Raw genomic sequence first — 14240 nt, 5'->3', positions numbered from 1 at the left:
ACAATAAAAGGACTTGAGAATCTAAGCCTCATGTCGGCACATAAACCTCTAAATCATAAGCTTGAGCTAAGTTATTTAAACATTAATTATAACAAGCTAACTTTATACACAAGTATACAGAAGTGGTACAATAATGAGTACTCAATCGTACATAAATTTGAGACTTGCCGCACCACTAGAGGTACTAGATATACAAAAACTTTCTCGGCCACCCAATACAAAGTTATAAAACATACTTTAATTACTCAAATTTTACTGAAAAATGCAATGATAGGATATTGTCCGAAGATTCTTTAAATAAATTATTAGCACTTAAAAATAGCTAAATTAGTTTCTAAGTAGTTCCGAAATTATATGTTGCAATAATGTCAACTTGAAGAATTTTTATCCGATGTGTAAGCTTCTATGGTCAAGCGATCGCTCGAAGCATCAGTTACCGGGATTGAACAAGCCAAAAAAGCGTTCGCTCATAAAGGGTGGACACAAGATAATTTGGCTTTTGAAGTCAACTTAAAGACTCGCCAACCAATTTGGCGGTTTTTTACTGGGCGTTCGGTTGACCGTCATATCTTTATAGAAATTTGTTCGGTGTTGTCGTTGAATTGGCGCGAGATTGCGGCTAATCCTCCAGAAGAATTTTCTGAATCAAAAGAACTTAGTGCTGCTGAATTTTTAGATATTGATGCTCTAGTACAATTTGTGCGATCGCAACGCTTTGACAAAATTCAAGACCAGTGCGGCACTTTGCAGTTATTAGATGTTAGTCGCCCCGTTAGAATCGACGACATTTACATAGATGTCAACATTTTGGAGGAGATTGCAAGCCTTCAGTGGTTAGAGTTTTCTGACTTGCAAAAGTTTACATCAAAAGAATTTGATCGCTTTGGTTTAGGTGAAGTATCCCAAATAGAAATCGCAGGGATCACGGCAGTTCAAACTTACTCAAAGCTACGGGTGTTGGGTAAACCGGGAGCAGGTAAAACCACTTTTTTACAACATCTAGCGATTCAATGCAACCGAGGTAGATTTGCTGCAAATCGGGTTGCCATTTTTGTCACCTTAAGAGATTTTGCCGACGAATCTAGAGAAGCAGGAGAGTTCAATTTACTTAACTATATTTGCAAAGAATTCCTTACCTGTGGGATTGCAGATCCATCTGTGCTGGAAACTTTGTTGTTGTCAGGTAGAGTGTTGCTGTTGCTGGATGGATTAGATGAAGTGCTTCATCAAGAAAGGAAGGGTGTCGCCAATGAGATTCGCAGATTCTCTGAAAAGTATCAAAAGAATATATTTGTCGTCACCTGCCGCACGGCGGCTAAAGCTTTTAACCTTAAACGCTTTACAGATGTTGAAATTGCCCCATTTAGTCAAGACCAAATTGTTGCTTTTGCTCAGAAGTGGTTTACAGCACTTACAAAAACGAACATCCAGAATAAACAAGGACAGGCAATTGAGTTTATTAAGAAACTAGATTTACCGGAAAACTTACAATTTCGTAGACTTGCCGTCTCCCCCTTGTTTTTACATCTCGCTTGCTGGGTTTTTCATCACCAGAACAAATTCCCAAACCAAAAAATTGCGTTTTATAAGCAATGTTTATACCTCCTGCTGGGCAAATGGGATGAAACCAAAGCAATTGAACGGGATGAAGTGTACGAAGGTTTCTTATTATCACAAAATCTGAAGTTGCTGAGTCAGGTTGCTAGCGCGACATTTGACCAGGGTAATTACTTTTTTGAACAACGCATTGTTGAACAATACATTAGCGATTATATCTGTGATTTACCGAATGCTTCGACGGAACCAGAGGAATTGCAATTAGATAGTGAAGGGGTACTTCAGGCGATAGAGTTACAACATGGATTACTAGCAGAACGAGTGCGGGGAATTTTCTCCTTCTCTTATTTGACGTTTCAAGAATATCTGACTGCTCGAAAAATCGTTGCCAGTTATAATTTACAAGCATTAGAACGACCGTTAGAACGTCTGGTGAGTCATATTACTGAACCCAGATGGCGCGAAATCTTTTTGTTAACGGTTGCCATGCTGCGGAGTGCAGATTTCTTAGTACTGTTGATGAAGCAAGAAGTTGATGCGCTAGTGGCTCAAGATCCATATTTGCAAAAATTTCTAACTTGGGCAAATCACAAGTCCCTTGCCACTCCCCCCCAGCCTATTGCGATTCGTGCGTTTTACCTTACTCTGGCTCGAACTCCTCACTTGATATCGCCCTTTGCTCTTGTCTGCATCCTTGATCAGGATATTTTTTTGGATGCGGCATTAGATAACCTAGTAATGGAATGCAAATCTAATTTTGCCGATGCCGATGCCTGCGACGATGCTTTGAGTTATGCTTTAGCGATCGCTCAAGATGCTGGCTTACATCAAGCTTTACAACAACTTAAAGACCTACTGCCCGATCCAGAACAAAGTAGAGAAAGCATTCAGACATGGTGGCAAACAAGTTATCCTGCTTGGATGGAACAGTTAAAAACTGCGATCGCCAAGCATCGAAACATTGAACATCACTGGCACTTCAGCCCACAGCAACAGCAAGTATTGCAACAATATTACGATGCCAATCAGTTGCTTCTCGATTGCCTCAATAGCAACTGTGAGGTAACAGGCGTTGTGCGCCAGGAGATTGAAGCTAGTTTGTTGTTGCCGAGAAAAGAACTCTCCAAGCAGGAATGGCAGGGGGCAGGGGGCATGGGGCAGGGAGCAAAGGAGAAGTTGTAGTGAGTCTTTCCCTTTTGCTTCTTGTACCCAAGCAATTCTAAATCATTCGTGAAAAATTAAATCCCCGACTTCTTTGAAAAGTCGAGGATCTGGACACCGCACATTTTTTACTTTTTCATAATTAAAATTAACGTGAGTTCGACAAGTATTATTTGACCTCTCCCCCAACCCCTCTCCGACACGGAGAGGGGAGCAAAAGCTGAATTTTTCGCTACTCCTCCCTTTCCGTTTCGGAGAGGGAGGCTGGGAGGGAGAGATTCGTCGAACTCACGTTAAAATTAGTTGCTCTGTACCTCAATTACGAATTACGAATTACGAATTACGAATTATCTGTGCCTCGTTCAGTCAAATTTGCAATCATCAATACTAATTGATTAAGGTCAATCGGTTTAGCTAGATGCATTTGGAAACCAGCATCAATTGCCTTTTGCCGCTCTTGTTCGGTGGCATAGGCAGTGATTGCTACTGCTGGAATTTGTCCCCCAGCTTCAGCTTCAAGCGCTCTTACCTGACGAATCAGGGAGAAACCATCTTCCTCTGGCATTCCAATATCTGCTAGAAGCACATCATATTTGCCAGGAGATTCAGTTAAAGCAGCGATCGCTTCCCTTGCCGATGTCACAACCACTACTTCAGCCCCGAAATTTTCTAACATCGACTTGATTAAGTCGCGGCTATCCGCTTGATCGTCTACAGCCAAGATGCATAATCCTTCAAGGCTCAAGGGTGGATTTTTACCATTTAATGTGTGCTGAGTCTCTGACAAAACGATCGGCTCTAAATAACTTGGCGGTGTAATCTCCGGTGGCATTGAGCGCAGAGGCAGCCTGACAACAATCGTGGTTCCTTGTCCCTCACCTGGACTTTGCGCTTGAACTGTTCCACCGTGAAGTTCGACAAGATGACGGACGATTGACAAGCCTAATCCAAGTCCCTGACTTGTTTTGCTGCTGCTGGAATCTCCTTGGCGGAAGCGATCAAAAACATAAGGCAGCAAGTCTGCCCGGATGCCAATTCCTGTGTCGCTGACTCGAATTTCAGCATGAGTATATACAGCTTCGAGCATGATTCCCACTCGCCCACCGACTGGAGTGAACTTAATCGCATTAGAAAGTAAATTCCACAGAACTTGCTGTAAACGGTCAAAATCTCCGACAACCGTCGCCGAGTTCAACTGTGAAACAATCTGAATGCTTTTCGCCTCTGCGGACAATTCGATAGACTCAATGGCGGCATCCACTACTGAAGCTAGATCAATTAGACGAGTATTTAAATGAAGCTTTCCACTCGTAATCCGTGAGACATCCAGCATATCATCGATTAACTGAGCTTGCACCTTAGCACTCCGCTCGATCACTTCCCAGGCACGAATGACTGCTGAAGAATCTAAATCGCGGGTACGGAAAAGTTGCGCCCAGCCCAGTATAGTATTGAGCGGATTACGAAGTTCATGGGAGAGGTTCGACAGGAATTCATCTTTGGCTCGGTTGGCAATTTCCGCCTGTTGACGGGCTGACTGCTCTTGTGCTAGAAGCTCGGATCGCTCTAACTCTAACTGTTTGCGATCGCTGATATCTTCAATGGTCAGCAAAATCCTGTGGGCATCTCCCTCTTGAATAATTTTCCAACCATTGAGCAGCATGGTTTTCTGCCCAATCCGCTCAAAACGATGCTCTACCTCCAAGTTTTGAATACTGGTATCGTTGGCAAGGATGTCTTCTAAGAGCGATCGCAGTTCGGGCAGGTTCCATTGACCGTTCCCTAGTTCAAAAATCAGAGATTGGGCTGTCTCTGATGGTGAAACCTGAAATGTTTCATAAAACGAGCGATTGGCTTTGTTCACCCGCAAATCAGAATCAAGCACGATTAACGGCACTTGTACCGTCTCCACAATCGCTTCAGCGTAATTCCGGGCTTGTTCTAAGGTTGCGGCACTGCGTTTGAGAACATCAATATCTATTAACACCAACACTACACCGTCAATCTTGTTTTCTGTAGTGCGATAAGGACGGATGCGGAGGTTGTACCAATGTCCCCCCAGAGTTTGGACTTCTAATTCTTTGATGCTGAGTGTGTCAAGAACCTCCAAAATTATAGTTTCTAACTCAGGAACATCGAGATTTGCTCTGATGTCGCTCAAAGGTCGTCCAGCATCGGTGGGAATCAAATTGAAAAGTCGCTGCGCCATTGGCGTAAAACGTCGAATGCGTAAGTCCAAAGTCAATATCAAAATGGGAATATTAATACTGGCAAGTAAATTCGTGAGATCGTTGTTGACTTGGTGTAATTCCAGATTTCGACTACGAAGTTCTTCATTAGTGGTGTTGAGTTCTTCGTTGGTTGCCTGAATCTCTTCTTTGGCAGTTTCTAGCTCCTCATTAGTGCTTTGCAACTCTTCATTACTCGACAGGATTTCTTCATTGGCAACTTTCAAATCTTGATTGATATGCTCCTGCTCTTGGATCACCGCTTGTAGATATTCTTGAGTTGCAGCCCGCTCTTTGATGGCGGTTGCAAGTTCAAGCCTTAGCTGAACAATCTCCTGCGCTAAGTCTGACTGCTCTTCGCTCTCAGGATTTACTGTGCTGGGGTTGTTAATTGTGAGTGGGGCTGATTCAAATAAAACCAGAAAGTAGAGTTCTTCGCCAGTCCCAGGCTTGAATGGAATCACCTCAAGATTGATGATTTTTGAAAGACCGCCCTCTTCAATCTGTAACCCTTCTCTTCTAACTAGAAATTTTTGCCGTTGTGCCTGATAAATTGTCGCCCGTAGCTCGATGAGCAAACCCTCGCGCACCATTTTGAATAAGTTAAGACTCGGTTTCCCAGGTACAAGTTTGAGGTAGAGATCGATTTCTCCCCGAAATTGCAGCACGTCCATCTTGTCATTAATCACCACACCTACTGGGGCATAGTGATTCAAGATTAGTTGGTCAGTTTTTTTCTCTAAATCAAACTCATCCGATGAGAATTCATCGGTCGGCTTTGATTCGTCCACTTTTACTATCGGATAATTGCTAGTAATGAACGAAAAAGTTGGACGAATTGCAGTTAGCTTTTTGGTATAGATTTTATACTTTTTGTCAATCTGAATAAACAAATCCGAATATTTACCTGTGCTTTCTGAAGTCCCTAGCAGCAAGAAGCCAGTCGGATTAAGACTGTAATGAAAGATGGGCAATATCCGTTTTTGCAACGTTTCGTCCAAGTAAATCAGTACATTCCGGCAGCTAATTAAATCTAAGTTAGAAAAAGGGGGATCGCTGCCCAAGTCTTGTCGGGCAAACACACACAGTTCACGGACAGCTTTGCTAATTTGATATCCACCGCCCTCAAGGGCATTAAAAAATCTGCGGCGGATCTCTGGTGAGACTTCCACCATTTGATTCTCTGCATAAATACCCGTTCTCGCTTTGTCAATCGCGATCTCGCTGATGTCTGTGGCAAAAATTTGGATCGGCGGCGAGGTTACTTTATTTGACAAAAACTCCAGCAAGGAGATAGCGATGGAATACACTTCTTCGCCCGTCGAACACCCAGCTACCCAAATCCGAATCGGCAACTCTGCTGATTTGTTTTCGATGATGGTAGGAAAGACTCGCTCTTTCAACAGTTCAAATGCTTCGGGATCGCGGAAAAAATGGGTGACGTGGATCAGAATTTCTTCATAGAGCGCCTTGACTTCACTGGGATTGTTTTGCAAATACTCGGCATAATCCTCCAAGCGTTCTAGTTTATACAACAGCATTCGCCGCTGGATTCGGCGATCAAGGGTGTTGGGCTTGTAGTGGCTGAAGTCAACGCCTGTTTGCGATCGCAATAATACAAATATAGTCGCCAGGGCATCTCCCTGTTCGGGCAATTTATCAACTGCGATCGGTGGCAAAGAGTTAGAAATAAAAGGATTGCGACTGAGGTTTACCAGTTCCTCGGCGATTTTTTGCGGCGGTAGCACAAAATCCACATTCCCGGTGGCAACAGCAGTATTGGGCATACTATCGAATTTTGCTGTGTCTTCACACTGAGCAAAAGTCACGCCTCCAGCTGCTTTGATTGCTTTCAGCCCTAGTGAACCGTCTCCATCTGCTCCAGATAGAACAACTGCGATCGCTTTGTGCCCTCGATCTGCTGCCAATGAAGTAAAGAACGCATCAGCAGGCATATATTTACCATGAACTTTCTCTCGCGGCATGAGTTGCAACACCCCACCAGACAGCATCATCTTAGTGTTAGGCGGGATAATGTAGACCTGGTTAGGTTCCACAGTCACGCCGTCTCGCACTTCATTGACGGGCATTGTAGTTGTTCTTCCTAGAATCTCGCTCAACAGACTCTTGTGGTTAGGGTCTAAGTGTTGAATCAGCACAAATGCCATCCCTGTATCGGTAAGCAAGTGCTTAAGTACCTGCGTAAATGCCTCTAATCCACCCGCAGAGGCGGCAATGCCAACGATGGGAAATAAAGCATTTGCAATATCTTGCTGCTCTACGTCGAACGCTTCATTAGCGGTAGATTCAGATACAGGTTGCTCAGAGGGTTGATCGGATGTCATAGGATGAAGTTTAGTACCGCAATGCTTTGGCGACTAAGGTTTATATTTTAAGTTGGTTTACCAAATAAAAGTAGAAGGCAGGAAGAAAATATATTTTTTGACCTTTGCTACTTTCTTAACAGCACCCTAATTTTATTTACGAAAAACAAAAAAATGTTTATCTGAATATTCAACAAATATAAACTATAAACAATTTTAATTTTCCTGGATCTAAATCACTGCCAAAAAGGATGAAACTAGAATAAATGTAATACCAATAATTCCGCTATCAAAAAGTAAAACTGATTGAAACGAAACACACATTTTATAGTTCCTTGTATTAATCCTATCATTTATCAAGTTCATTAGTATAGCAATCCTAAATGATTTATGAGAAAACACCATATTCATAAAGTTTAGGGAAGTTAAAAATTTGACAATGAAGGGGAAAGCTTTGAATATATTCTTTCCCCCTTCCCCTTTCCCCAGAGCATAAGGAAAGTGAAAAATGCTTATCCGAACCGTATTGCCATATCATTACTTATCAAAATTTAGACTACTATATTTAAGACATTAATTAGAGCTAGTTAGCATTAGCGCAAATAAAGATTATTGGCAATTGCTAAAATGCCAAGTACAGCAACAAAATCATCAATAACTATAGGTTTAGCAACGCATAGACTAAACCCAGCTAAGAGAGAACGTTGATACATATCTTCAGTTACAGCGCCTGTCAGAGCGATGGCTGGCACTGCTTTGCCTCGCTCTCCCGTAAGTGTTCTTACTTGGCGAATCAGAGCATAGCTATCCTCCTTTGGCGAGGAAATACCATTCAAGAGGATATCAGGTTGCCATTGCACAAATATTTCCAGAGCTTGCTGGACTAAAAATGCCTCTTGCACCTTCACATTATAGGATTGCAACATCGCTGTTAAAGAATTGCAAAAATTGACATCATTATCTACAAGGAGTACTCGCAGCCCTTGAAGAAATGAAGGATGAGTAGGAAATTTATTATTTATATACATCACAGTTTCAAAAATGAGGCTTTATTGAGCTTTGCAATGTCCTTAAGCTATACATCTATTGTGCTTGCTTGAAGTTCAATAAATGTCTCCTCAGTAGGCACAAAAACGGTGAACGGGCTATTACTTTTGAAAGTGTCTACTTCCTGAGCAGCTTTGATTGCAGCAACTAGGATATTAGGGACTTCCAACCAAAAAATATCCCATTGCTTTTAGGGCAGGGGAGCTATTAGCTGGGGGAGGAAAAGTTGTTTTGATTCAAAAAATTGGATAATTTCTTTTTTGGAGTTCCTCTAAAGACACTAGCTTTCATGGCAGCATCGCCAATATCAACTATTTATTTGACCCACTCAAAAGAATTTTTATTAACAATGTTTACTTTAACATCCTATTGTTAAAGATCATGTTTCAACAAATGTTTGATTAGGGTATAATTTGTATATTTTGTATAAATTTAGCAAAAAAAATTATGATATTGAACACTCTAGATAATTCATCCTTGGAACGTCTGATAGGCAATCATGCCTGAAGCTCAACATCAGCAGTTGCTATATCTGCACAATTAAATGTTCATGTCTCCCTAAAGATTTTAGCTATCCTTGGGGATTGGGTTATGAATAGCTAGTAGTTCGCCAAGGAAACTTGGCGGGGTAAAGGGCAAGGGGGAAAGGGAAAAGATGTTTACTCCTTTAACCTTTAACCTTTCCCCTTTTCCCAGCCCTCACCTAACAATTTTGGGTTGGCAGACTACTAGTACAAATCTATGCCATCTCTAAATTGACGGCTTACTTATCACTGGTTAGACGGTATAATATTTCGCCAGCTTTCGGCACAAGTAAGATACCTTCATCCTCACGGTTAGCCCATTCTGTAGGTCTAATGGTCGCTGGATCGCGATAGTTTAAGTTATGGGCAGCACAGCGTTCAGCAGAAATACCAGTGGCTAAAGTGACACGAATCCGCGCTTGTTCCCCTTCTATAGGATCAAATGTACCCATACCTTTTAAGTGAGTGCTATGAGCCAGCACTCCACCGGGATAGACTTGAAATTTATCCCACTGTTTGAGGAAATAATCCCGTACATGGTAGCCAATTTGAGACAGAATTTCACCGTGTGTGTAGCTAAACTCAGTAATGTGAGGAGCATATATAATTACTTCACCTCCGTCAGCCACTACTGGCTCTAGCTTGTACATTCCTTTCGCGGCTGTCCAAATATCATCATACATTTCGGGCATTACTGAAAGCACTTGTTTAAAAGGCTGATTTACATAAGTAATATGCAGTTTGTCGGATAATTTTGCGGCTGCTTCCCAGGCTGACTCTGGTTTATCTATGTAAAGTCCTGCTAGCTGATTTGTTTTGGGTGCAACCACCATCGCCAAGCAAAGTTTCGGTGTAGAAATTAGGTTAGCGGCTCGGTTAATCAAGCGCCGAACTGGTGTTATTCCCGATGTACCAATGATTTCGTAACTGGTTATTAAAGCACCTAACCAGTGGGATATATCAATTACTTCCTGACCACCAATACCGGGAAAAAAGTATTTATTTCCACCAGAAAAACCGACAACTTCGTGGGGAAACACAGGGCCACAAATCATTATTAGATCGTACTGTGTTACAAGCTTGTTAACCCTGACTTCAACGGACTGATGTAGCATTCCCCGGCTAATTTCTGCTATCTCATCTGCCGAAATTACTCCACAGGAAATAAAGGTATCTGGCTCATTCCACAGGTGGTTAAATATGCGAACTTTTTTAAAGGTTGTCTCTCGCTCTTTTGGTGTCACCCCCACTAAATGATTAATCTGTTCTTCACTCATAGGATTATGTGTACCCAGAGCGATTAAAAAATCTAGAGCTGGAACTCTTTTACCCAACTCCTGATGCAGCAATCGAAATATTTGAGGGATGGGAGCAGTACGAGTGCCATCTGGAATTAATACTAAAATACGCTGTCCATCTAATTGACGATCTGCCAAAGCTTGATGAACTAGCCCAGAAATTTGCTCGTCGGAAAGTGTTCCGTTAGTTACAGCTAGTGAATACATGATTAAACTCCACTGTAGATACTAAACCCACCGTCTACTGGTATAACTACCCCATTGATGAAACTAGAACCAGAACCGCATAACCAAATCAAGGTGCTGAGTAATTCGTCCGGTGTTCCGAAGCGTCCAGCTGGGGTATGCTCGATGATTTTCTGCCCGCGCTCGGTCAAACTACCGTCTGCATTTAAGAGTAAATCTCGATTTTGTTCCCCAATAAAGAAGCCTGGCGCGATCGCATTTACTCGCATTCCATCCCCATACTTCTGGGCAAGTTCGACGGCTAACCAACGAGTAAAGTTATCTATCCCGGCTTTAGCGGCTGAGTAGCCAACCACTCGACTAATCACCCGAATGGCAGACATAGAAGAAATATTGACAATACAACCAGATGGCTGATTTCTTTCAACCATTGCTTGACCAAAAACTTGGCTAGGCAATAGAGTACCGAGTAAGTTGAGGCTAACTACTTCCTCAAAAGCTGTATGTGGCATATCAAAAATAGTCGCATCAGGGGTAATTGTGGCAGCCGGAATATTACCGCCAGCCGAGTTTACCAAGATGTCTATTTGACCCCAACGCTGTATGATTTTATCTCTGGCTATTTCTAATTGGGAGCGATCGCTAACATCTGCCAATACAGCCATACTTTCTCCACCGTTAGCAGTAATATCAGCTACTACTGCACTCGCCCGTGCTTCATTGCGACCTAAAACGACTACTCGCGCTCCAGCAAGGGCTAAACCCCTTGCCATTGCTCCACCAAGTACACCAGAACCGCCTGTGACTACTGCTACCCGATCTTTTAGGCTAAAAAGTTTATTTAAAATCAAATCTGACATCTTATTTCAATTCGTAATTAAAGAAATCAATATTAGGACTAGCTCTTTCAAGGTGGGTAAAAATTTTGGTTAATAAATTCCTGTTTAAAGTCTTTACTCTGTGCCCTCTGCGCCTCTGCGGTTCAATAAATTCCTTTTAAACCGCAGAGACACAGAGAGCGCTGAGAAAAAACAATCTTATTTTACGAGTCACGTTGAGAAGGCTAATCCTAGTAGCTTGATTTGTATTAGTCTAATTTGTAAGCACTTTTAGCAAGGTCGTAAGCTAAAGCGCGGGCCATATCATACCCTTCCTCTTCGTCAACTAATCCCCGTGTTACCAATCCGGCTAACCAGTTACAAGCTACCCGCCGCCAAACATTATGACGGGCTGGAATAGAAACGAAAGCGCGGGTATCATCATTAAACCCAGCAGTATTATAGATTCCGGCAGTTTCCATTACCTGATTGAAGTAGCGTTCCATGCCATTTACACTGTCGTGAAACCACCAGGGTGGCCCGAGCAATATAGTAGGATAATGGCCAGCTAATGGAGCGAGTTCTCGGCTATAAGTGCTTTCATCCATGCCAAAAAGAATTAACCGGAAGCGTTGATCGTTTCCGTAAGTTGATAACAACGGGTACAGATTTTGAGTCCATTCTATGTTTAGCGGAATATCAGCACCTTTATCAGATCCAAATCTCTCAAACACAGCTGGGTTATGGTTACGCATAACACCACAATGCATTTGCATCACCAAACCATCTTCTACACTCATCCGAGCCATTTCTATGAATATATGACCGGTAAACTGCTCCACATCTCCTGGATTCAGTTTGCTGATTAATGCTCTTGCAAAGATAGCTTCTGCTTCTTGGTCGGAAAGACTTGTGGTATAAGGCGTAGCTGCACCTTGATCGGTAGCTGTTGCGCCCATTTTTTTAAAGAAAGTGCGACGTTCTTCTAGAGCTTGTACAAAAGTAGCGTAACTGCTAATTTCTCTACCAATACTGCTTTCCAATTTGGTTAGATTTTCTCGCCAACCAGGAGCATCTAGGTTAACTACTGCATCTGGTCGAAAAGTCGGTCTAATTTGAGTGAAACCTTCTTCGTGGAGCGATCGCTGATTCTCTAGATTATCACTGGCTGCATCGGTAGTACAAAGCACTTCGATGTTAAAGCGTTTGAATAAAGCACGTGGAGAAAACTCAGATAAGGCTAATAAACTTTCCAGATAATCATAGATACGTCCAGCATTACGAGAATTTAATGGTTCATCCACCCCAAAGACATTAGTTAATTCGTCTTTGAGCCACAACCCTGATGGAGTACCCTGGAATAAATAAAAATGTTCGGCGAACAATTGCCAGATTTTCCGGTGGTCAGTTTCTGGCGGTGCATCATGAGCAGGTATGCCTAGAGCTTCCAGAGGAACGCCCCGACTATAAAGCATCCGCAAAATGTAGTGGTCAGGGATAATAAATAATTCTGTTGGTGAACCAAAACGGGCTGCTGGATTAGCTAACAGGGCTGGATCTACGTGCCCGTGTGGGCAGACCAAAGGTAATGCAGATATGCTATCAAAGAATTGATGGGCTAATCGTCTTTGAACTGGTTCTGGAGAAAAGCAGCGATCGGGAGATAAAGTCGGTTTTTTGGTTAACATATTTTTTGTTTGGCTAAAATTTTTAGTGTTGCTGAGTGTAAATAATTTGCTTTACACACAGGGAAAGAGTTGTCCATTTTGAAACATTTTCTCTTGTAGGTTTAGTCTAATTACACAAAAACTACAGTTTTCAAGATAGACACGATTTCAAATTACTTTATCAAAACAGAATTCAGGAATCAGGAACCAGAATTCAGTTGGGTATTTTGTGCGACTGGCGGATAGCAGAGCGTTAGCGAGTCTGCGAACGTCTTGATTCTGACTCCTGTTAGCGGTAGCGGGGCGTTTAGCCCATTCTGACTTCTGAATTCTTCTTCAATAATCTTGCACTACTACCACGCTCTACTAGAAAAGGAGATAAAACGCGGTTTTCCACAGTCTTTTCTTCTAATAAATCAAGTAACATTTGCATGGCATAGCCACCAATTTCTAACATCGGCTGGCTGACTGTTGTAAGTGCCGGTGTAACGTAACTACCTAAAGCAATACCATCAAATCCAACCAGGCTTAAATTTCGTGGTACTAAAATACCTAGTTCTTGGCAAGCTAAAAGAGCGCCAACTGCCACCATATCGTTGTAACAAAAGATGCCTGTTACCTCGGCAGTCAATAGTTTAGACAGCATATTTTGTCCGGTGGCGACATCGCTGATTCTGGAATCATACTCGTCACTAATTGAAACCCAATCAGGATTTTGTGGTAGACCAGCTTCAGCAAGAGCTATTTGATATCCTTCTAGGCGCTCGCGGTTTGACCTGCTGCGATCGCTTACACCCAAATAACCAATGCTGGTGTGTCCCAAACTTATTAAATGCTCTGTGGCTAATCTAGCACCTAAGCGATCGTCTATTGCCACTGAGTGAAATATTTCCGATTGATCTTCGGTCTGGCTGTTAATTAAAACTGTTGGTACAGCAATTTGGGTTAGCTGCTTTACATGCTGTTTACTAATTCGTGAGTCGGCTATTAAGATTCCGTCTACTCTCCGGCGATGAAAGGTATCAATAGCTGCCATTTCCTGCTCAAAATCTCGGTGTGAAGCACTTAACAAAACACTCAATCCGGCTGGTCTGGCTATCTGTTCAATGCCGTCTACTACTTCAGCAAAAAAGGGATCTGCAATGGAAGTTACTACTACACCAATGGTATTAGTACGTTTATTTTGCAAACTTTGAGCTATAGCATTTGGCACATAGTTCATCTCCTGCGCCAGCTGCTTAATTTCTTCTCGCACTTTTGGGCTAATGAGAGCATTATCTCGCAAAGCACGTGAAACTGTGGAATGAGAAACACCTGCTCTCCGAGCAATATCTTCAATTGAAATTCTTCGTTTATTCATTTTTTAGTTTAGATTTTAAAATAATGCACACGTGTGCATTTGTATGTATTATAGAAAATAATGGTTATTT

Annotated in this window: 8 protein-coding genes; 1 reads left to right on the top strand and 7 read right to left on the bottom strand. The window is 42.2% G+C overall.

Features of this window, described 5'->3' with window-relative positions; all coding sequences use genetic code 11:
• Window positions 1–405: 405 nt before the first annotated feature.
• Window positions 406–2739 carry an NACHT domain-containing protein gene (locus ACFFRD_RS06050; RefSeq protein WP_392480791.1) on the top strand — a complete coding sequence of 778 codons (2334 nt, stop codon included), beginning with the start codon at window positions 406–408 and terminating at the stop codon, window positions 2737–2739.
• A 319-nt stretch (window positions 2740–3058) separates the two neighbouring features.
• Here the strand turns inward: ACFFRD_RS06050 and ACFFRD_RS06045 are convergent, their stop codons facing one another.
• The 7 genes from ACFFRD_RS06045 to ACFFRD_RS06015 all read right to left on the bottom strand — a co-directional run bounded on the left by ACFFRD_RS06045 (window position 3059) and on the right by ACFFRD_RS06015 (window position 14170).
• The gene (locus ACFFRD_RS06045) at window positions 3059–7291 is read right to left on the bottom strand and encodes a chemotaxis protein CheB (protein WP_392480790.1); all 4233 of its coding nucleotides are present in this window, start codon (window positions 7289–7291) and stop codon (window positions 3059–3061) included.
• 572 nt (window positions 7292–7863) lie between these two features.
• Entirely contained in the window at window positions 7864–8298 is a 435-nt protein-coding gene (locus tag ACFFRD_RS06040) for a response regulator (protein ID WP_392480789.1), read from the bottom strand.
• 47 nt (window positions 8299–8345) lie between these two features.
• Window positions 8346–8486 (bottom strand): fasciclin domain-containing protein, encoded by a 141-nt coding sequence (locus ACFFRD_RS06035; protein ID WP_392480787.1) that lies wholly within the window; start codon window positions 8484–8486, stop codon window positions 8346–8348.
• Between the two features lie 594 nt (window positions 8487–9080).
• Window positions 9081–10346 (bottom strand): lactate racemase domain-containing protein, encoded by a 1266-nt coding sequence (locus tag ACFFRD_RS06030; RefSeq protein WP_392480785.1) that lies wholly within the window; start codon window positions 10344–10346, stop codon window positions 9081–9083.
• A gap of 2 nt (window positions 10347–10348) precedes the next feature.
• Window positions 10349–11185: an SDR family oxidoreductase gene (locus ACFFRD_RS06025; RefSeq protein WP_392480784.1), complete on the bottom strand. Its 837-nt coding sequence runs from the start codon at window positions 11183–11185 to the stop codon at window positions 10349–10351.
• Between the two features lie 227 nt (window positions 11186–11412).
• A complete protein-coding gene (uxaC, locus tag ACFFRD_RS06020; protein ID WP_392480783.1) occupies window positions 11413–12831 on the bottom strand; it encodes a glucuronate isomerase in 1419 nt (472 codons plus the stop codon).
• Between the two features lie 286 nt (window positions 12832–13117).
• Window positions 13118–14170: a LacI family DNA-binding transcriptional regulator gene (locus ACFFRD_RS06015; RefSeq protein WP_392480781.1), complete on the bottom strand. Its 1053-nt coding sequence runs from the start codon at window positions 14168–14170 to the stop codon at window positions 13118–13120.
• Window positions 14171–14240 lie beyond the last annotated feature (70 nt).

Source organism: Nostoc sp. C110, assembly GCF_043099725.1.
Lineage (GTDB): Bacteria > Cyanobacteriota > Cyanobacteriia > Cyanobacteriales > Nostocaceae > Nostoc > Nostoc muscorum_A.
Note: the sequence above shows the minus strand (reverse complement) of the source record. Positions and strands in the feature narration are given on the sequence as shown.

Excerpts from the sequence above, each read along its gene's own strand:
- ACFFRD_RS06015 (WP_392480781.1), bottom strand. The coding sequence starts at position 14,170 with ATGAATAAACGAAGAATTTCAATTGAAGATATTGCTCGGAGAGCAGGT.
- ACFFRD_RS06025 (WP_392480784.1), bottom strand. The coding sequence starts at position 11,185 with ATGTCAGATTTGATTTTAAATAAACTTTTTAGCCTAAAAGATCGGGTA.
- ACFFRD_RS06030 (WP_392480785.1), bottom strand. The coding sequence starts at position 10,346 with ATGTATTCACTAGCTGTAACTAACGGAACACTTTCCGACGAGCAAATT.
- ACFFRD_RS06050 (WP_392480791.1), top strand. The coding sequence starts at position 406 with ATGGTCAAGCGATCGCTCGAAGCATCAGTTACCGGGATTGAACAAGCC.
- ACFFRD_RS06040 (WP_392480789.1), bottom strand. The coding sequence starts at position 8,298 with ATGTATATAAATAATAAATTTCCTACTCATCCTTCATTTCTTCAAGGG.
- ACFFRD_RS06045 (WP_392480790.1), bottom strand. The coding sequence starts at position 7,291 with ATGACATCCGATCAACCCTCTGAGCAACCTGTATCTGAATCTACCGCT.
- uxaC (WP_392480783.1), bottom strand. The coding sequence starts at position 12,831 with ATGTTAACCAAAAAACCGACTTTATCTCCCGATCGCTGCTTTTCTCCA.